This is a genomic window from Ruegeria sp. BC2 (genome assembly GCF_056539245.1).
In genome coordinates this window covers 1,649,759-1,669,114 of sequence record NZ_JBQFUQ010000001.1, presented here as the reverse complement: position 1 = coordinate 1,669,114, position 19,356 = coordinate 1,649,759, and the positions used below count along the sequence as shown (strand labels likewise).

Annotated in this window: 22 protein-coding genes; 14 read left to right on the top strand and 8 right to left on the bottom strand. The window is 61.5% G+C overall.

Translation table 11 applies throughout. From position 1 onward, the window contains the following. The 4 genes from ACR0CU_RS08255 to secG all read right to left on the bottom strand — a co-directional run bounded on the left by ACR0CU_RS08255 (position 1) and on the right by secG (position 3,033). Complete coding sequence (locus ACR0CU_RS08255) at positions 1–450, bottom strand: tellurite resistance TerB family protein (protein WP_170340012.1); 450 nt, start codon at positions 448–450, stop codon at positions 1–3. Between the two features lie 39 nt (positions 451–489). Next, positions 490–783 (bottom strand): DUF1330 domain-containing protein, encoded by a 294-nt coding sequence (locus ACR0CU_RS08250; RefSeq protein ID WP_170363112.1) that lies wholly within the window; start codon positions 781–783, stop codon positions 490–492. A gap of 80 nt (positions 784–863) precedes the next feature. Then, positions 864–2,507 (bottom strand): CTP synthase, encoded by a 1,644-nt coding sequence (locus ACR0CU_RS08245; RefSeq protein WP_093963011.1) that lies wholly within the window; start codon positions 2,505–2,507, stop codon positions 864–866. Positions 2,508–2,667: 160 nt separating this feature from the next. Continuing rightward, the gene (secG, locus tag ACR0CU_RS08240) at positions 2,668–3,033 is read right to left on the bottom strand and encodes a preprotein translocase subunit SecG (RefSeq protein ID WP_093962537.1); all 366 of its coding nucleotides are present in this window, start codon (positions 3,031–3,033) and stop codon (positions 2,668–2,670) included. On the opposite strand from secG, the gene ACR0CU_RS08235 reads away from it, so the two are divergent. The 7 genes from ACR0CU_RS08235 (at position 3,014) to ACR0CU_RS08205 (ending at position 7,351) form a co-directional block, all read left to right on the top strand. After that, complete coding sequence (locus ACR0CU_RS08235; RefSeq protein WP_480642805.1) at positions 3,014–3,169, top strand: hypothetical protein; 156 nt, start codon at positions 3,014–3,016, stop codon at positions 3,167–3,169. The genes secG and ACR0CU_RS08235 overlap by 20 nt on opposite strands. Before the next feature lie 14 nt (positions 3,170–3,183). Beyond that, positions 3,184–3,798, top strand: a complete 615-nt coding sequence (nthA, locus tag ACR0CU_RS08230) for a nitrile hydratase subunit alpha (RefSeq protein ID WP_170446662.1) — start codon at positions 3,184–3,186, stop codon at positions 3,796–3,798. After that, positions 3,795–4,472, top strand: a complete 678-nt coding sequence (gene nthB / locus ACR0CU_RS08225) for a nitrile hydratase subunit beta (protein ID WP_170446660.1) — start codon at positions 3,795–3,797, stop codon at positions 4,470–4,472. The genes nthA and nthB overlap by 4 nt, the downstream gene beginning before the upstream one ends. Next, positions 4,469–4,795, top strand: coding sequence for a nitrile hydratase accessory protein (locus tag ACR0CU_RS08220; RefSeq protein WP_170446658.1), 327 nt, complete (start codon positions 4,469–4,471; stop codon positions 4,793–4,795). The genes nthB and ACR0CU_RS08220 overlap by 4 nt, the downstream gene beginning before the upstream one ends. A 218-nt stretch (positions 4,796–5,013) precedes the next feature. Then, positions 5,014–6,309, top strand: coding sequence for an adenylosuccinate synthase (locus tag ACR0CU_RS08215; protein ID WP_170337852.1), 1,296 nt, complete (start codon positions 5,014–5,016; stop codon positions 6,307–6,309). Beyond that, entirely contained in the window at positions 6,309–6,551 is a 243-nt protein-coding gene (locus ACR0CU_RS08210) for a DUF2842 domain-containing protein (RefSeq protein ID WP_093962533.1), read from the top strand. The genes ACR0CU_RS08215 and ACR0CU_RS08210 overlap by 1 nt, the downstream gene beginning before the upstream one ends. Positions 6,552–6,634: 83 nt before the next feature. Further along, positions 6,635–7,351, top strand: coding sequence for a porin family protein (locus ACR0CU_RS08205; RefSeq protein WP_480642803.1), 717 nt, complete (start codon positions 6,635–6,637; stop codon positions 7,349–7,351). A gap of 69 nt (positions 7,352–7,420) precedes the next feature. Here the strand turns inward: ACR0CU_RS08205 and ACR0CU_RS08200 are convergent, their stop codons facing one another. Beyond that, complete coding sequence (locus ACR0CU_RS08200) at positions 7,421–9,157, bottom strand: hypothetical protein (protein WP_170446654.1); 1,737 nt, start codon at positions 9,155–9,157, stop codon at positions 7,421–7,423. A 124-nt stretch (positions 9,158–9,281) separates the two neighbouring features. Between ACR0CU_RS08200 and ACR0CU_RS08195 the strand changes: the two genes are divergently transcribed. Further along, positions 9,282–9,989, top strand: a complete 708-nt coding sequence (locus ACR0CU_RS08195; protein ID WP_170446652.1) for a thiamine diphosphokinase — start codon at positions 9,282–9,284, stop codon at positions 9,987–9,989. Here ACR0CU_RS08195 and ACR0CU_RS08190 read toward each other — a convergent pair. The 3 genes from ACR0CU_RS08190 to ACR0CU_RS08180 are packed head-to-tail and all read right to left on the bottom strand — an operon-like array spanning position 9,934 to position 12,709. Further along, on the bottom strand, positions 9,934–10,848 hold the full coding sequence (locus ACR0CU_RS08190; protein ID WP_170446650.1) for a DMT family transporter: 915 nt from the start codon (positions 10,846–10,848) through the stop codon (positions 9,934–9,936). The genes ACR0CU_RS08195 and ACR0CU_RS08190 overlap by 56 nt on opposite strands. A gap of 45 nt (positions 10,849–10,893) precedes the next feature. After that, positions 10,894–11,310, bottom strand: coding sequence for a GFA family protein (locus tag ACR0CU_RS08185; RefSeq protein ID WP_170443217.1), 417 nt, complete (start codon positions 11,308–11,310; stop codon positions 10,894–10,896). Between the two features lie 25 nt (positions 11,311–11,335). Then, complete coding sequence (locus tag ACR0CU_RS08180; protein WP_170446648.1) at positions 11,336–12,709, bottom strand: L-serine ammonia-lyase; 1,374 nt, start codon at positions 12,707–12,709, stop codon at positions 11,336–11,338. 242 nt (positions 12,710–12,951) lie between these two features. On the opposite strand from ACR0CU_RS08180, the gene rpiA reads away from it, so the two are divergent. The 6 genes from rpiA (at position 12,952) to ACR0CU_RS08150 (ending at position 19,154) form a co-directional block, all read left to right on the top strand. Beyond that, complete coding sequence (rpiA, locus tag ACR0CU_RS08175) at positions 12,952–13,737, top strand: ribose-5-phosphate isomerase RpiA (RefSeq protein WP_170337865.1); 786 nt, start codon at positions 12,952–12,954, stop codon at positions 13,735–13,737. 119 nt (positions 13,738–13,856) lie between these two features. Then, on the top strand, positions 13,857–15,215 hold the full coding sequence (gene gor / locus ACR0CU_RS08170; protein WP_480642799.1) for a glutathione-disulfide reductase: 1,359 nt from the start codon (positions 13,857–13,859) through the stop codon (positions 15,213–15,215). Between the two features lie 72 nt (positions 15,216–15,287). Beyond that, a complete protein-coding gene (hflK, locus tag ACR0CU_RS08165; RefSeq protein ID WP_170338334.1) occupies positions 15,288–16,436 on the top strand; it encodes an FtsH protease activity modulator HflK in 1,149 nt (382 codons plus the stop codon). Between the two features lie 3 nt (positions 16,437–16,439). Next, on the top strand, positions 16,440–17,336 hold the full coding sequence (gene hflC / locus ACR0CU_RS08160; RefSeq protein ID WP_170338336.1) for a protease modulator HflC: 897 nt from the start codon (positions 16,440–16,442) through the stop codon (positions 17,334–17,336). Beyond that, a complete protein-coding gene (locus ACR0CU_RS08155; protein WP_093962522.1) occupies positions 17,336–17,530 on the top strand; it encodes a DUF2065 domain-containing protein in 195 nt (64 codons plus the stop codon). Before hflC ends, ACR0CU_RS08155 begins: the two co-directional genes overlap by 1 nt. Before the next feature lie 130 nt (positions 17,531–17,660). Next, complete coding sequence (locus ACR0CU_RS08150) at positions 17,661–19,154, top strand: Do family serine endopeptidase (protein WP_480642798.1); 1,494 nt, start codon at positions 17,661–17,663, stop codon at positions 19,152–19,154. Positions 19,155–19,356 lie beyond the last annotated feature (202 nt).

Sequence of the window (19,356 nt, the reverse complement as noted above, 5' to 3'; positions counted from 1 at the left end):
TCAGCCCGCGTCCAAGCGGCTTTGCACCCGTTCGCGCGCGGCTTGGCTGTCATTGTAGCTGAGGCCCATGGCGATACGCGCTTCTTCGACGATCTTGATCTCGCCCTCGTCCGAATTGCCGTCGGCCAGCACAACCTCCCAAAGGGCCTCCATTGCCGCCAGACGTTCGTGCAAATCCGTCGTTTCGCGGATCAGTTTGCCGAAGGTATCCGTGTCGGGGGCCGCGGCGTGCAGCTTCTCGCAGGTGGCGCGGACCTTTGCGGCCTCGATCGCGTTGTGCTGATAGAGCCGTGCCAAGATGCGGTCGATCAGGCTGATTTCCTCGATCTTGTAGTCGCGGTCGGCCTGCGCGACACGCACCAGCAAGGCGCCAAGCGCCAGTTCCGCATCGGGGTCCGGCAGCGTGGTCTGCTGAGGAGGGCGCAAAGCCTGCAGGAAGTTCTTTAGCAGTGGCATTGGGGAATCCGTATTTCTGTCACCGTGTCCGTGCTAGGCGTCATACCCTTCGATGATCACCAGATCACCGGATGAAACAGGATCGCGCAAGGCTTTTGCCTTTTGGTACAGGTCGCTTTCATAGCAGGCCAGGGCGGCCTCGTAGCTGGGAAATTCGATAACGACGGTTCGCGCCCGCGCTGCGCCTTCCCGCACCTGCCGATCTCCACCGCGCACCAGAAAACGGGCACCGTATTCGGCAAACGCCTCGCCATTGGCAGCGATGTAGGTCTTGTAGGTCTCCATGTCGTCTACATCGACATGGGCCACCCAGTATCCTTTGCTCACGCGGTCTGCTCCTTTTGTCCGTTCCGGCTCAAACTGAACCGGAACGCTTTGCAAAGCAAGGCCAAGCCGAACAGTCCGCTTCAGACCAGACGCGACGTGTCCTTGGCCGCGCGTACGAAGTCGCGGAACAACGGGTGCGGATCGAAAGGTTTGGATTTCAGTTCCGGGTGGTACTGCACACCGATGAACCACGGGTGGTCTGACCATTCGACGATCTCGGGCAGGCGTCCATCGGGTGACATACCCGAGAAATTCAGGCCTGCTTTCTCAAGCTGTTCGCGATACTTGGTGTCCACCTCATAGCGGTGGCGGTGCCGTTCTTCGATCTGGGTGCTGCCATATACCTCGGCCACTTTCGAGCCTTCGGTCAGAACCGCGTTGTAGGCACCCAGACGCATGGTGCCGCCCTTGTCGTCACCAACCTTGCGTTCGATCTTGGCGTTGCCCTGAACCCATTCCTTGAGGTGATAGACCACCGGTTCAAAGCGTTTTTTGCCGGCCTCGTGGTCGAATTCCTCGGACCCCGCGCCGGAGATGCCGGCCACGTTGCGGGCGGCCTCGATCACTGCCATCTGCATGCCCAGACAGATGCCCAGATACGGCACCTTGTGTTCGCGGGCATATTGCGCAGCCTTGATCTTGCCTTCGGTGCCGCGCTCGCCAAAACCGCCGGGAACGAGGATGGCGTGGAACCCTTCCAGATGCGGGCCGGGGTCTTCGGTGTCAAAGATCTCGGCATCGACCCACTCAACCTTGACCCGGACGCGATTGGCCATGCCGCCATGGGTCAGCGCCTCGGCGATGGACTTATAGGCATCTTCCAACTGGGTGTACTTTCCGACGATCGCGACCTTCACTTCGCCCTCGGCGTTGTGGATTCGGTCGCTGACGTCTTCCCACTTCGACAGGTCTGGCTTGGGCGCCGGGCTGATCTGGAATGCGTCAAGCACGGCCTGATCGAGACCTTCGCGGTGATAGGCCAGCGGCGCGTCGTAAATGGTCGAGAGATCCTGCGCGGCGATTACCGCGTCGGGGCGCACGTTGCAGAACAGGGCCAGCTTTTCGCGCTCTTTCTGCGGGATCGGTCCTTCGGAACGGCAGACCAGAATGTCGGGCGCCAGGCCGATTGAGCGCAGTTCCTTGACCGAGTGCTGGGTGGGCTTGGTCTTCAGCTCGCCAGAGGCCTTGATGTAAGGCAACAGGGTCAGGTGCATGAAAATGCACTGGCCGCGCGGTTTGTCCTGGCTGAACTGGCGGATGGCTTCAAAGAAGGGCAGGCCTTCGATGTCGCCCACGGTGCCGCCGATCTCGCACAGCATGAAATCGACCTCATCCTCGCCGATGGCGATGAAGTCCTTGATCTCGTTGGTCACGTGCGGGATCACCTGAATGGTCTTGCCCAGATAGTCGCCGCGGCGTTCCTTTTCCAGAACGTTTGAATAGATCCGCCCCGAACTGACCGAGTCGGTCTTTCGTGCGGCAACACCCGTGAAGCGCTCGTAGTGTCCCAGGTCCAGGTCGGTCTCGGCTCCGTCGTCGGTGACGAAAACCTCACCATGTTCGAACGGCGACATCGTGCCGGGATCGACATTCAGGTAGGGATCCAGCTTGCGCAGCCGAACCGAGTATCCCCGAGCCTGCAGAAGCGAACCCAGAGCAGCGGACGCCAGCCCTTTGCCCAAGGATGATACAACACCACCAGTGATGAAAATAAATCGCGCCATGTTTCTTCGGCTGCCCCCGTGAGACGTAAACATCAACTGCCCGGCGGTTCGAAAAAACCGCAGCATCACGGGACTTCACGTATAAAGGATTCGCGCAAAAAGCGCAAGAGAACCGCAAGATGCTGTTGTGGTTCTCTTTCAGATTTCTAGGTTTTGTGGATCAGTCGGCCTGTGGGATCAGCGGCGCGTTGTCGCCCTGCGCCGGCGGCAGCAGGTCCTCGGCCGAGGGAACAGCAGGTGTGCTCTCTTCGGTCGCGTCCTGAGCCGGAACGCCAAGCCGGTCGATGACCGAGCTTCCAGCCGATTTTTCTGCGGCAAGAATCGTCAGCGTGATCGAGGTCACGATGAAGCAGGCTGCAAGGATCCAGGTCACCTTCGCCAGTGCCGTCGTTGCCGAACGTCCTGCAATGGCGCCACCGCCGCCGCCACCCATGCCCAGGCCACCGCCTTCGGACCGCTGCAGCAGAACAACGGCGATCAGGCCCAAAGCCAAAAGAAGGTGGATGATGAGAACGACGTTTTCCATGGTGTTCCTGTGCGGCGTGGCGTGTATCGCCGGGTACTTAAGCAAGTTTGAGGCCGGGGGCAAGCCACGAGTTGCCATCACCGCAGGGGATTGTGCCGAACAGGCCAAATGGGGCTGGACACCCGGCGGTGCCTAGCTCAGGCTGCGGCCATGCCACATGACGACCACGACCACCCGCACGCTTTGCTGCCCCCGGACCCCGCTTTGCGCGTCAAAGCGCTTGAGACGATCCTGACCCGCAAGGGTTTGATCGATCCGGTCGCTCTGGACGAGATCATAGACACCTATCAGAACCGGATCGGCCCGCAAAACGGTGCGAAGGTTGTCGCCAAAGCTTGGTCTGACCCGGACTTCAAACGCGCCCTGCTGGACGACGCTACGCCTGTGCTCTCTGAGATGGGGTTTTATGGCCGGCAGGGCGAGCATATGGTCGTGGTCGAGAATACTCCCCGGACGCACAACATGGTCGTCTGCACCTTGTGCAGCTGTTACCCATGGCCGCTGTTGGGTATCCCCCCGGGCTGGTACAAATCTGACGCTTACCGCGCCCGAGCCGTGCGCGAGCCGCGCCGCGTCCTGGCTGAGTTCGGAGTTGAACTGCCCGAAGGTACCACGGTTCGTGTCTGGGATTCGACTGCCGAAGTACGGTATCTGGTCTTGCCCATGCGCCCAGAAGGCACTGACGGTTTGAGCGAAGAGGACTTGGCCGCGCTGGTCACGCGCGACAGCATGATCGGCACGGGTTTGCCGAAGGTGTCGGCATGACCCGTGTCCACGACATGGGCGGGCGGTTCGGTGACGGGCCGGTACGCCCCGAGCCTGAGGACGCGCTGGTTTTTGCCGAAGACTGGCACGCGCGGGCCCTTGCAGTGACGCTGGCTGCGGGCGCGTTGGGCCAATGGAACATCGACACTTCGCGCCATGCGCGGGAAAGGCTGTCCCCCAAGGACTATGCCCGGTTCAGCTATTACGAGAAATGGATTTCGGCCCTGGCCGACCTGTTGGTCGAGACCGGGGTTCTGCGGATCGAGGATCTGCGCGGGCAGGGCGTTGACGGGCCACATCCGCTTGCTCCGCGAAAGCTGCCGGCAGATGCGGTGGCCCGAGTTCTGGCCAAAGGTGGACCGGCCGATCGCCCGTCGAACATCCCTGCCGCTTTTGAGGTCGGCCAGACCGTTCGCACGCTGCGCCCTTCGGCCAATCGTCTTGTTGAAGGGGGGCACACGCGGCTGCCCGCATACGGAGCGGGCGCGACCGGACGCATTTTGCGGTTTCACGGCACACATGTCTTGCCGGACTCCAGCGCGCATGGTCTGGGTGAAGCGCCCGAGCCGCTTTATGCCGTTGCTTTTCCCGCGTCGGAACTGTGGGCCAATCCCGAACACCCGGACGACGAGGTGATTCTGGATCTCTGGCAAAGCTATCTGGAACCCGCATGAGCATCTGTCCCGATCACAACGCCCCAAGTCCGGTTTTTGAGAGCCCCTGGCACGCTCAGGTGTTTGCGGTGACGGTGGCGTTGAATGAGGCCGGCCGGATTTCCTGGAGCGATTGGGCCGCTCGGTTCTCCGAGACTTTGCGGCGCCACGGGCTGAACCGCGAGCTGGACGGGGGCGACGATTATTTCATGGCATGGCTCGAAACGCTCGAGTCCGTTTTGGCCGAGCAGGAAACGGTATTGCCCGAAGAAATCCACGAAATGCGCGCAGCTTGGGAGGAGGCGTATCTGAAGACGCCTCACGGAATGCCGTTGCGCCTGTAGCGCAAGTTGGCTTTCCAGGTGCTGCCCGTTTCGGGGGGTATCCCGGCATCTTTTAAGCCAAATGTACAGCGGCGCGGACTCCGTCCGGTGGCCATGATCCCCGACAAGAGCATTGCGCTTCGGCGCGATTGGTGGCTGCGGCGAAATACCGGTTTCCCTGTTGCCTGCGCCCCGCTATATGGGCCGGGTTTGGTAATTCAGCGCAAAAAGGACCGGATATGGCCAATGTGGTTGTTGTCGGCGCCCAATGGGGTGACGAAGGAAAAGGCAAGATCGTCGACTGGCTCAGCGAGCGGGCAGACGTGATCGCGCGTTTTCAGGGCGGGCACAACGCCGGGCATACGCTGGTCATCGATGGCGAGGTCTACAAGCTGCATGCACTGCCGTCTGGTGTGGTGCGTGGTGGCAAGCTGAGCGTCATCGGCAACGGCGTTGTCCTGGATCCCTGGCATCTGCTGAAAGAGATCGAAACGATCCGCGCGCAAGGCGTCGAGATCACACCTGAAACGCTGATGATTGCCGAAAACACACCCTTGATCCTGCCGATCCACGGCGAGCTGGACCGCGCGCGCGAGGAAGCAGCGAGCAAGGGCACCAAGATTGGCACGACCGGACGCGGGATCGGCCCGGCCTATGAAGACAAGGTTGGTCGCCGCTCGGTGCGTGTGGCCGATCTGGCGGATGAGGCGACTCTCGAGGCTCGGGTCGATAGGGCGTTGCAACACCACGACCCGCTGCGCAAGGGTTTGGGTATCGACGCCGTGGATCGTGACGCACTGATCGCCCAATTGAAGGAAATCGCGCCGCAGATCCTGCCTTTTGCGGCGCCCGTCTGGAAAGTGCTGAACGAAAAGCGCAAAGCGGGCAAGCGCATCCTGTTCGAAGGCGCTCAGGGAGCCTTGCTGGATATCGATTTCGGCACGTATCCTTTTGTGACCTCGTCAAATGTGATTGCAGGGCAGGCGGCGACGGGCGTGGGGATCGGTCCGGGGTCGATCGACTTCGTTCTGGGTATCGTGAAGGCCTACACCACCCGTGTTGGCGAAGGCCCGTTCCCGACCGAACTGCACGACGCCGACGGGCAGCGACTGGGAGAGCGCGGACATGAATTCGGCACCACGACAGGCCGCAAGCGGCGCTGCGGCTGGTTTGACGCCTGCCTCGTGCGACAAACCTGCGCCACAAGTGGTGTCAACGGAATCTCCCTGACCAAGCTCGATGTTCTGGACGGGTTCGAGACGCTGAAAATCTGTGTCGCTTACGAATTGGACGGCAAACGTTTGGACTATTTGCCGACGGCTGCGGATCAGCAGGCGCGGTGCACACCGATCTATGAAGAAATGCCGGGCTGGAGCGAGTCCACCGAAGGCGCGCGCAGCTGGGCAGACTTGCCGGCAAACGCCATCAAATATGTCCGCCGGGTGGAAGAACTGATCGAATGCCCGGTGGCGCTGCTGTCTACCAGCCCGGAGCGGGACGACACCATCCTGGTGACCGACCCGTTTGCCGACTGATGGCAGGCGCGGACAAACCCGGCCTCAGCTACAAGGCCCGCAGGCGGTGGTCGCTGGTTCTGTTGCTGGTGGGGCTGCCGCTGTACATTGTGGCGGTGGTCACCATCGTGAACTGGCTGGACCGACCATCAATCCTGGTCGAACTGCTGGTCTATGTGGTTTTGGGTGTTCTGTGGGCGCTGCCATTCAAATTTGTGTTTCGTGGCGTTGGCAAAGAAGACCCGGATCAAGATCAGCAATAGACCGGACCGTTGTAAGAAACCTGCCGACGTGACAGGCTTGTCCGAAAAACAGTTTCGGTAAGCACAAGTCGGCAGGTGGATCCTTGATGAAAAATGCTGTTTTGGTCACATTGACCAGTCTCGCAACCCTGAGTTCAGGCGCCGTCTGGGCTGATGATTGGGAGTTCGTCATTGCCCCTTATCTCTGGGGGCCGGATTTCAGAACCTCTCTGGACATTGGGCCGAACCCTCCGGTTGATGGCAGCAAATCCATCTTCGACATTCTAAACAGTGCTTTCCTGATCGCGGGCGAGGCCCGGAAAGGGCGTTGGACGATCGGAGGCGAGTTCAACTATCTGAATCTGGGCGACACCGTTTCCATCGGACCGTTCAGCAACGCCGCGAGCTGGGAGCTGGACGGGATCATGACCTCGCTCGCGGGCAGCTACGCGGTGGCAGAGGACAGCCGGTCCCGAATTGAGGTGCTGGGCGGGCTGCGCCATTGGGATCTTGATCTGTCGACAACCGTAGCCGGTTTCACGGCAAGCACTGACCAAAGCTGGACAGATCCAATCATTGGGGCACGATACTCTCGCGCGCTGAATGAGCGTTGGAAGCTTGCGGCCATGGGCAACATCGGTGGTTTTGGCTATGGGTCGAAATTCCAGTGGGAAGCCCTCGTTCAAGCCAATTGGAGCTGGACCGAGACCATCGATGTTGCAGCCGGCTACCGTCATCTGAGCGTTGATTTTGAGGACGGCCGCAACGTTGTCGATCTTATACTTACTGGCCCATACGTGGCGTTGGCGTTCAAGTTCTGAGCTTTTTCGTAAAATGCAAAAAAGGCCGGAGAGGATCTCCGGCCTGTCTTGGGCAGTTGGGGGGTCTTGTCAGCCCGCGGCGCGCTTGTCGTCGGGGCGGAAGCCGATCTGGTTCGAGGCGGCAAAGCGCCCTCCGCCGGCTTTTTCGATCTTTCCATCGCGCAGAAGCTGGCCGAACGAGCGCAAGCTTTCTTCGCGGTTGAACTCATCCTGCTTGAGTGAACGCACCTTGTTCATCAGCTGCGGACGCGAGAACTGCTCCTGACCTTCGATGAAAGACAGGTAGGCCGCCGCCGCCTCCAGCAGGTCGGGCAGGGATTGTGCGCCCTGCTCCTGAGCGAAATGGGCAAAGCCGCCTTCTTCGGATGGGTCGTCGTCTTGTGCTGCGGTCACGCGGCGCGGGGTGACCGGACCGGCGTCCGCGTCCTGCGTATCGATGCGCTGCTCGGCAACCAGCTTGAGCGGCGCGGCCGTATCCGACTCGGGGCGCATGCTGGTGACATGGATTTCGGGACGACGGGGGCTGACGACCGAGGCCAGGTCTCCACGATATTTCTGGTTTTCGTCCTCATCCGCATCGCGGGCCTTGCCGCCTTCAGCTTCGGTGGCTGCTACAGCTGTGCGCAGGTGGGAATAAGTTTCCCGCTTGTCCGAAGTGGCCGGGTCGTCCATTTGGGCGTCGGCCTTCTCCATCAGGCGCAACACGTCCGAGTCCACGTCCTGAGGCTTGTTTGCGTCGCGTTTCGAGCGCGCATCCATTTCCGCTTCGATTTCCGAGATCTCACCCAGGATGCTCTCTTCGTCTTCGGCAGTCAGGACGCCGTCTTCCGCGAGTTCAGAGACTTCCTCATCGGCATCTTCGGGCTGGTCACCCAAAATGTTGAGGATGTCGTCAGCCTCGGGCTCCAAGTCGGTGTCCTCTTCAAGATCCGCGAAGAGAATCTCGGACGAGGCTTCTTCATCACGGGCGGCCTGGTCGTCTTCGGGCGTTTCTTCCGCCGCGGCTTCCTCAGCCTCTTCCAGATCAGCTTCAACTTCCGGAGCATCCTCGGCGCCTTCATCAGCCTCCGCTTCGACTTCCGGTGCTGCCGGGAATTCTTCTTCCGCTTCGAATTCGACCGCGGCCTGAGGTTCTTCCTCGGCCAGGTCGACAAACGGGTCCGTCGGCTGTTGTGTGGCCTCTACCGGAGCATCTTCCTGTATCACCTCTTCAGTTGCATCCAGATCGTCGGGGTTGAGCGCTCCGGCTTCGAATGCGGCCGAGATGGCGTCAATCTGCGGCTCGGGCGAGGCTAGAAAACCGCTTTCTTCGTCTTCGCTGTAGGCGGGGGGCGTCTGGTCATTATGCGAGACGACCGCGCGGATGCGCTGCAGTTTGGCGGCGATGCTGTCGGCGCCTTGGGGGGCTGCGGATTCGACCGGCTCCGCATCGGCAAAGAACGCGGCAGCACCAGCCGCCGGTGCCGTGTCGACCACGCTCAGGTCAGGGCTGGCGGGCGCCGGTGTGCTGGCTGCGGGTGCGGTTTGTTGCGGGGCCGCATCATGGGCTTCGTCCGTGGCGCGCAGCAGCAGTCCGGTGTCGTTCTGCTTGGCTTCCACACGGCGCGAAGCGTCACGCTGAGCGATACGGGTCAACATTTCTGCGTCTGGTTGCGGAGGCTCGGAGCCGAAATACCTGTCATCCGCGGCAAGATCGCGGAAGTATTCGGCAATCGCCTTCATCGTCTCAAAGGAATCGTCAAAGCCTTCCAAAGTGCATGAGAAGGTTCCGTAGGAAACGGTCAATACCTTGTTGTTCTGTACCATCAGACGCACGTCCTCTACAAACTACACAGAGCCAACCCGCGCGACGCTGGGCGCGTCTGTCAGCTCGAACCTGTTCTAAAGAACCTATCATTTTGTGGTCTCAATGTGTCCAAAAGCGGGAAAAATGGTCAATCTTGGAAAAAACGGCGAAATTGTTCATTCCAAAAGACCAATTGCCCTGTTCGGAGGAGGGGAAATCGGCCCCGATGACCTGAATCTGGCGCTAAATCGCGTCAACGGCGCGGTAGCTGCGGATGGCGGGGCCGCCGCATTGATCGATTCGGGGCGCGTTCCGGATGCGGTGATCGGCGACTTCGATTCGTTGGAACACGCTTATCTTGCACGGATACCAGAGGACCGTTTGTTTCCGGTCCGGGAACAGGACAGCACTGATTTCGACAAGGCCCTACGCAATATCCGCGCGCCGCTGGTCTTGGGCGTCGGGTTTCTCGGAGGTCGGCTGGACCACCAACTGGCGGTGCTCAATACGCTGGTTTGCCACCAAGACAGGCCGTGCGTCCTGCTGGGCGCACGCGAAGTGGTCTTTCACGCCCCGCCTAGGATATCACTGTCGCTCACGCCGGGCGACACAGTGTCATTGTTTCCATTTCAGCGGGTAACCGGGTGCAGTTCGGGGTTGGAATGGCCGATCGATGGTTTGGTGCTTGAACCGGGCGGCCGGGTCGGAACATCGAACCGTGCGCTGGCTCAGGTTACTCTCGAGACCGACGGACCCGGGTTGCTGGTCATGGTGCCGCGCGACGCTCTTGATGCTGTCATGCGGGCGTTTGCGTCGGGGCAGACCGGGCGCTGGCCCGCTCGCGCAGGATGACATAAAGCCCGGCCGCGATCGTGATGGCGATCCCCAGGGCCGCCAGACCGTTTGGCAGGTCGTGAAAGATGAGCCAGCCGATCAACGTCGCCACCGGTATTTCCAGATATTGCATCGGCGCCAGCGTTGCCGACGGCGCGAACCGCAGCGCCCATGTCATCAGCAGATGTGCCACGGTTCCGAGAACACCGATGGCCAACAGCAACCAATGAGCGTTGTCTTGCGGCAGGGTCAGTGCCAGATCCGGAAGACCTGTCAAAGCCCCGATCGCAAGCACTGGAGCCAGGACCCCAGTGGCCAGCAGCCCGGACACGGCTTGCAGGGCAATTGGATCGGTTTCTTTGGCAATCTGCCGGGTCACCAGCATGAACAGGGCAAAGACGACAGCCACGATCAGCGGCAAAAGGGCCGGAGCACCAACCTCGGCAAAGCTGGGCTGGATGACCAGCAACGTGCCAGCAAAGCCGACAATGCAGGCGATCAGACGACGATGCCCGACTTCTTCACCCAGCACATACTTGCCCAGCAGCAGCATGATGAATGGCATGACAAAGGCGATGGCGACGGCATCGGCCAGCGGCAGATACTGCAGCGCACTGAACATCGCTGCGATACCGACAATGTGCAGCAGAGTGCGCAGCACGGTCAGCCGCAGCACGCGCCCGCGCATTCGCCAGGTCCGACCCGTCAGCGCCACCAGCGGGATCAGGATGGCCGCCTGCACCGCAAAACGCACCAGCACAAGAACGCCAAGCGGAGTGGTTTCTCCCAACAGCTTGGCCAAGGCATCGCCCAGCGGTGCAAGCACGCAGAAACCAAGCATCAAAACGATGCCGAAGACGGGACGATCCTGTGTCATGGGGGCGACGCTAGACGTTTCCCGCAGAATGGGAAAGGCCCGTCGTCAGTCCTCGGGCAAGGGCTGAACCTTTGTGTAGTCCGGACCGATGCAAGTGGGCAGCTCGTCACCCAGTTCGAGCCACGTCAGTTTCTCTTCATAGGCGACATGCAGCGTTGGCCGCAGGGCTTCGGGGTTCTCCAGTGTCGCTACATAAAGGTGCAAAACGTCGGACATCGTAGTGGATCGGAACGAGATCGGCGTTCCGCAATGCGGGCAAAAGCTGCGCTCGACACCGGGGGAAGAGTTGAACCGCTTCGGTTCCTCTCCGGTCCAACGCCACTGACCGTCGCGCACCCCAAAATATGTGGTCATCGGCGCGGCACACTGGCGGCGGCAGCTGTCACAATGGCAGGAAACACAAGACAGGACTGGAGGGTCGACCTCGAACCCGATTCTGCCGCACAGGCAATGTCCATGCATTGAGCTGCCCTCCCTGTTTGTTCCCTCAGCAGTTTGGCACGTTGACGGCCAGGCCACCCAGCGAGGTTTCCTTGTACTTTTCGTGCATGTCGTGGCCGGTCTGGCGCATGGTCTCGATCACCGCATCCAGCGGCACGAAATGCTGCCCGTCTCCGCGCAGGGCCAGCGACGCCGCCGAAACCGCCTTGATCGCGCCCAGCCCGTTGCGCTCGATGCAGGGAACCTGCACCAGCCCGGCGACCGGGTCGCAGGTCATGCCCAAGTGATGCTCCAGCGCGATCTCGGCGGCGTTTTCCACTTGTTCCGGTGTGCCGCCCATCACCGCGCAAAGACCCGCCGCGGCCATTGCGGCCGCGCTGCCGACCTCGGCCTGGCAACCAGCCTCGGCACCCGAGATCGACGCGTTGTACTTCACCAGACCGCCGATGGCGGCGGCGGTCAGCAGGAAATCCTCGATATGGTTTTCTGACGCGCCGGGAACGTGGTCGAGGTAGTAGCGCAGCACCGCCGGTAGTACGCCCGCAGCGCCGTTGGTGGGGGCGGTGACGACCTGGCCCCCGGCGGCGTTTTCCTCGTTCACCGCCATCGCATAGACGCTCATCCAGTCGTTGATCGTGTGCGGCGCGTTCAGGTTCATGCCGCGCTCGGCCATCAAGGCGTCGTGGATCGCCTTGGCCCGGCGCCGCACCTTGAGGCCGCCGGGCAGGATGCCTTCGGTGCTCAGCCCGCGCTCGATACAGGCGTTCATCACCTCCCACAGTCGAGCGGTGCCCTTCGCGAAACTGTCGGCGCAGCCGCGCGCGATCTCGTTGGCGCGTTTCATTTCGGCGATGGTCTTGCCGCTGCTGCGCGCCATTTCCAGCATTTCGGCGGCGGTCTTGAACGGGAAAGGCACCGGCGGGCCGTCATTTGTGTCCTTGCCTTCGGCCAGTTCCTCTTCGGTCAGGACAAAGCCGCCGCCGACCGAGTAATAAACCTGCCGCAAGATCACGTCGCCCTGCGCGTCGGTGGCCATCAGGATCATGCCGTTGGCATGGCCGGGTAGGGTGTTGTCGTAGTCGAAGATCAGATCGGCCTTTGGGTCGAACTGAAGGGTTGGCAGACCCTCGGGTGTGACAGTGCCGGTTTCGGCAATTGCGGCCAGTGCCGCTTCGGCACGGCCGTGGTCATAGCTGTCGGGGACAAACCCAGCCAGCCCCAGGATCGTGGCGCGGTCCGTGGCGTGGCCGACGCCGGTGAAGGCCAAAGATCCATGCAGAGACGCGCGCAAGCCAGCGAATTCGAATGGCGAGGCGCGCATCAGATCGAGGAACCGCGCAGCCGCCACCATCGGCCCCATCGTGTGGGACGAGGATGGGCCAACGCCCACTTTGAACATATCGAAGACGGATAGAAACATGTCTGGTCGCTGAGCCTTGTGGCGAGTTGGCGGCCGGGCCGGTTTGAACCGCCCGAACCGCTGGGAAACTGTATGCGCTTTATTTACACAACCGAGCCGACCACTGAAGATTTGATTGCGACGTTTCCGATGGGAAACGCGTATTCGAGTATCGATTATTGCGCCGGTCCCGCGGATTTTGGGCCTCGCAGTCGGGCAGGGCTTTCCGTATAAGTTCCCCAAAGAACTGAGGGGAAGCCGCAATGACAGCAGAGTTGTCACCCATCGACCGGGCCAAGAGTGTCGCCGCCTATCGCGCGGCGGAGATGGTCGAAGACGGGATGCGCGTGGGTCTGGGTACCGGATCGACCGCGGCATGGTTGGTACGTCGTCTGGGAGAGCGGGTGCGGGACGAAGGTCTGCGGATCAAAGGCGTTCCGACGTCGACGGCTACGGCACAGCTTGCGCGCGAGGTCGGGATCGAGGTTGTTTCGCTGGATCAGGCGGGTTGGCTGGACGTGACGATCGATGGCGCCGACGAGTTCGACGGTGAATTGAACCTGATCAAGGGCGGCGGCGCGGCGTTGCTGCAGGAAAAGATCGTGGCCACGGCCAGCGACCAGATGATCGTGATCGCCGATGCGGGCAAAGAGGTAGAGGCGCTGGGCGCGTTCCCGCTGCCGGTCGAGGTCATTCCCTTTGGCTGGCAGACCACGCGCACGCTGATCGAGGAGTTGCTGGACACGATGGACGTGCTGGGCACTTCGGCGACCCTGAGGATGAACAACGAGGCGCCGACCGTGACGGATGAGGGAAATCACATACTCGACCTGCACCTGCAACGTATCGGCAACCCGAGGCAACTGGCTCTGGTGCTGAACCAGATACCGGGTGTGGTCGAAAATGGGCTGTTCATCGACATCTGCGACAAGGTCGTGATCGGCCACGGCGACGGCCGGGTCGAGCTGCGCGATTTCAACAGCGGTACGATCGAGCTGGATCGGTTGGGCGACGAGCACGATAACCTCTTTTCGGACCTGGCCGACTGAGCCGACCGCGCACCCTGCTTCACAGCGGTGTGCGATTTCCGGGCCAAGGGGTTGGCACGATCATTCACGCCCCCAAATACTCAGGGCAATTTCAGGCAGGCTGACAAAAGGAACGCGGCATGAGCTTTGACTATGATCTTTTCGTCATTGGAGGCGGTTCAGGCGGTGTCCGCGCGGCGCGCGTGGCGGCGGGCGAAACCGGGGCCAAGGTCGCGCTGGCCGAAGAGGACCGCTATGGCGGAACCTGCGTGATCCGTGGCTGCGTTCCCAAAAAGCTGATGGTGTTTGCCAGCGAATACGCGGGAATGGTCGAGGACGCTCGTGCCTATGGTTGGGACATTCAGCCGGGCGCTTTCGACTGGCCGCAGTTCCGCGGCAAACTGCATGCCGAGCTGGACCGGCTGGAAGGGATCTATCGCAACATCCTCAAGAACAACGGCGTCGAAACCTTTGACCAGCGCGCGAAACTGGTCGACCCGCATACGGTTGAACTGGCCGACGGCTCCCGCAAGACGGCCAAGCACATCCTGATCGCCACCGGCGGGCGCCCTGTGGTGCCGGAATTCCCCGGTTCAGATCTGGCGATCACCTCGAATGAGGTTTTCCACCTTGAGAAGCTGCCCGAGACCATGCTGATCGTCGGCGGCGGCTATATCGCCTGCGAATTCGCCGGAATCATGAACGGCATGGGCGTCAAGACCACGCAGTTTTATCGCGGCGCGCAAATCCTGCGGGGTTTCGACGACGAGGCGCGCGGGCTGATCTGTGAAGAGATGTGCCAAAACGGGGTCGACGTGCATCTGGGCACCAATGTGCTTGAGATGAAAAAGCAGGGCGACAAGATCTGGGTCAAGGCGACCAACGGGTCGGAACAGCTGTTCGATGTGGTGATGTATGCCACGGGCCGGGCGCCAAATGCGGATGATCTGGGCCTTGAGGCGCTGGGCGTCGAACGTGGCCGCAAAGGGCAGATTGTCGTGGACGAATACAGCCAGACCGCGGTGCCCTCGATCTATGCCATCGGGGACGTGACCGACCGGGTGAACCTGACGCCGGTCGCCATCCGTGAGGGCATGGCTTTTGTCGAGACCGTATTCAAGGGCAACCCCACCCCGGTGGATCATGAGCTGATCCCGACCGCGATCTTCACCCAGCCCGAGATGGGCACCGTGGGCCTGAGCGAGGAGCAGGCCGCCGAGCAGGAGCCGATCGAGGTTTACGCGACCTCGTTCAAGCCGATGCAGAAGGCGTTCGCGGGCGGCACGCAACGGGTGTTGATGAAGCTGATCGTCAGCCAGGCCACCCGCAAGGTGCTGGGCTGTCACATTGTCGCCCCCGGCGCGGGCGAAATGATCCAGTTGGCGGGCATCGCGGTCAAAATGGGCGCGACAAAGGAAGATTTCGATCGCACGGTTGCGGTTCATCCGGTGATGGCCGAAGAACTGGTAACCATGCGGCAACCCGTGCGTACCGCTTGATTTGCAACCGCGCGCACACAGGTTACAAGTGATCCCGTAAGAACACGGGCCAAAACAAGGGAAATGAAACACATGGCGGGCAACAGCGGAGGCCCCTGGGGGGGCGGAGGCTCATCCGGTGGCGGAGGAAACCGGGGAAACAATGGGGACGGGCGACGCCCGCCCGAAGGCGACGGGCCGCAGATCCCCGAGATCGACGAGTTGATGAAAAAAGGCCAGGAGCAGCTGCGCGTGCTGATGGGCGGGCGCGGCGGCGGTGGCCGAGGTGGCAACGGATCCGGCCAGGGCGGCGGTGGCGGCCCGGCGATCACCAAAGGCACCATCCTGTTGGGCGGGGTTGCCGCCTTGGTTCTGTGGGGCTTTGCCAGCGCCTATACGGTCAAGCCCGAAGAGCAGTCGGTTGAGCTGCTGTTCGGTCGCTTTACCGGAATCGGCACCGAAGGTCTGAACTTTGCACCGTGGCCTGTCGTCACGGCCGAAGTCATCCCGGTGAAGGTCGAACAGACCGAAACCATCGGATCTGGCGGTCGCGGTTCGGACGCCGGTCTGATGCTGACGGGCGACGAAAATATCGTCGATATCGATTTCCAGGTGGTCTGGAATATCTCGAATCCTGCGGACTACCTGTTCAACCTGCGCGACCCGAAACAAACTATCCAGGCCGTGTCTGAGTCGGCCATGCGCGAGATCATCGCGCAGTCGGACCTCGCGCCGATCCTGAACCGCGACCGTGCTATCATCGCCGAACGGCTTGAGGAACTGATCCAGTCGACTCTGGACAGCTACAACTCGGGTATCAACATCGTCCGTGTGAACTTTGACGGCGCCGACCCACCGGAACCGGTAAAGGATGCCTTCCGCGAGGTTCAGTCGGCTGGACAGGAACGCGACCGGCTGGAGAAGCAGGCCGATGCCTATGCGAACCGGGTTTTGGCCGGCGCGCGTGGTGAAGCCGCGCAGGTGCTGGAAGAGGCCGAAGGCTATCGGGCACAGGTCGTGAACGAAGCTCAGGGTGAGGCCAGCCGGTTTGGCGCGGTTCTCGAAGAATACTCGAAAGCTCCGGATGTGACCCGCAAACGTCTGTACCTTGAACGGATGGAGCAGGTTCTGGGCGACGTGGACAAGATCATCTTGGATGACAGCGCAACAGGCCAGGGGCAGGGCGTCGTGCCTTATCTGCCGCTGAACGAACTGCGCCGCAACTCGGGTGAGGGGAACTAAGACATGCGTAAATCAACCTTTCTCCTACCTGCCATTTTCGTGGTTATTGTGATCGCCCTCTCAGCGATCTTCATCGTGGACGAGCGTGAAAAAGCGCTGGTTCTGCAATTCGGTCGCGTGATCGACGTCAAGGAAGACCCGGGCCTGGCCTTCAAGATTCCGGTCATTCAGGAGGTCGTGCGCTACGATGACCGTATTCTAAGCCGCGAGGTCGGGCCGCTGGAAGTCACGCCGCTGGATGACCGCCGCCTGGTGGTCGACGCCTTCGCGCGCTATCGGATCACCGATGTGCGGCAGTTCCGTGAGGCCGTGGGTGCCGGTGGCATCGACACAGCGGAGCAGCGTCTGGATTCGATCCTGCGCGCCAAAACCCGCGAGGTTCTGGGTTCGGTAAGCTCGAATGACATTCTCAGCTCGGACCGGGCGGCGCTGATGCTGCGCATTCGCAACGGCGCGATCGCCGAGGCCCGCGATCTGGGCCTTGAGGTGATCGACGTTCGCCTGAAACGTACCGACCTGCCGCAGGCCAACCTCGAAGCGACCTTTGCCCGGATGCGCGCCGAGCGGGAACGCGAGGCGGCCGACGAAGTGGCGCGCGGTGAAGAAGCTGCACAGCGGATCCGTGCCCAGGCTGACCGGACCGTGGTCGAACTGGTCTCCGAGGCCCGCCGTGAGGCGGAGATCGTTCGCGGTGAGGCTGATGCCGAACGGAACGCGATCTTTGCGGAAGCTTATGGCAAAGACCCGGAGTTCTTCGAGTTCTACCGCTCGCTTTCGGCCTATGAGAACGCTCTGAAAGGCGGCAACAGCTCGCTGGTGCTCAGCCCGGATTCCGAGTTCTTCAACTACCTCGGATCTCCACAAGGCCGTTCGGCGCCCGCCGCGCCGGCCTCCCAGTAATGGGTATGATCCTGCTGGCCTTCGGGCTGGTGTTGATTGTCGAGGGGCTGGCCTATGCGCTGGCCCCTTCGCTTGTCGAGCGGATGCTTGAGGCGTTGCGCAGCATTCCCGAACCGGCCCGCAGACTGGTCGGACTTCTTTGTGTGGTCAGTGGCTTCGTCCTGTTGTGGACGGCCAATCGGTTGGGGTTTTGATCGGTCGAAGTAAACTGGCAGTGAATTCCTCAACTTCCCGAGTTGCGGGCGGTCGCAAACTGACTACATTGTTTCCCAGCAAGCTGCTCAGGCAGCCACCAACAGAGCAATGTCGACAAGGAGAGACCAAGTGCAGGCAGTAGCACGCAGTGTATCCGTCCGCCGGGACGATGTGGTGACGATGGCGCGGCTTTTATGGCTGGCCTTTGCCGCGGTTTCCCTTTTGTTGTTCCAGACGATGGCTGCACAGGCCCGTCAGGAAAGCCTGGCGCCGCTGGTCAACCGGATCAGCCCGGCCGTGGTCAACATCACCACGACGACCCTGATCGAGGGGCAGTCGGGTGCGCAGGGGATCGTTCCCGAGGGTTCCCCGTTCGAGGACTTTTTCCGCGAGTTCCAGGACCGCAATGGCGACCAGGACAATCGCCCGCGCCGCAGCAATGCCTTGGGATCGGGGTTCGTGATTTCCGAGGATGGCTACATCGTCACCAACAATCACGTCATCGCAGAGGCGGATGAAATTCTGATCGAGTTCTTCCCCGGCGATGGTCAGCCCGTAAAGGAGCTGCCGGCCAAGGTTATCGGAACGGATGAGAAAACGGACATTGCGTTGCTCAAGGTCGAGGCGTCGGGTCCGCTGAAATACGTCACTTTCGGCGACAGCGACACAGCGCTTGTAGGGGACTGGGTGGTTGCCATGGGCAACCCGCTGGGCCAGGGGTTCTCGGTATCTGCCGGGATCGTGTCGGCGCGCAATCGCGAGCTCAGCGGTTCCTATGACGACTATATCCAGACGGATGCGGCCATCAACCGGGGCAACTCAGGCGGTCCTCTGTTCAACATGGACGGTCAGGTAATCGGTGTGAACACCGCGATCTTGTCGCCGAATGGCGGGTCGATCGGTATCGGGTTTTCGATGGCGTCGAACGTGGTGTCCAAGGTTGTCGATCAGTTGCGGGAATTCGGCGAAACCCGCCGCGGCTGGCTGGGTGTCCGCATTCAGGACGTGACCGAGGATATGGCCGAGGCGATGGGCCTGGACAAGCCGGGCGGCGCGCTGATCAGCGATGTGCCGGACGGCCCTGCCAAAGAAGCGGGTCTGCTCGCAGGGGATGTGATTCTCAGCTTTGATGGTGTCGAGGTGAAGGACACGCGCGGATTGGTGCGGCAGGTCGGTGAGACACCGGTCGGCAAGTCCGTGCGCGTGGTCGTTCAGCGGGACGGCAGCACTCAGACCGTGCTTGTCACTCTGGGGCGTCGCGAGGATGCCGAGCGTGCGGAAACCGGTGATGATGATGGTGCGGAAGAGGCGCCGCTGGACGAGAATGCCGACATCCTTGGCCTGACGATTTCGCCGCTGACCGACACATTGCGCGAGGATCTGGGTCTGGACGCGGACGCGGATGGTCTGGTGGTGACGGATGTGGATGAAGCCTCCGAAGCCTACGCCAAGGGCCTGCGGGCAGGCGACCTGATCACCGAGGCTGGTCAGCAGAAAGTGTCGTCGATCTCCGATCTCGAGGATCGGATGGACGAGGCTCGGGAGGCGGGGCGCAAGTCGCTGCTGCTGCTGGTGCGCCGTGGTGGCGATCCGCGCTTCGTCGCGCTGAGCCTCGAAGAGTAGGACAGCCAGTTTGGTCAACATGATCGGCCGGGGCAGATGCTCCGGCCGATTTTCATTTTGGCTGAAGAAATCAAAAGAGCCACACGCCGGGGAGGCGCGTGGCTCTGGTGCAGGGAGATGCCAGTGGACAGATATCGGGGATGATACTCTGGCACCCTACGGTAACAGTTCATTACCTAATGGAAGCGAATCCCGTTGTATG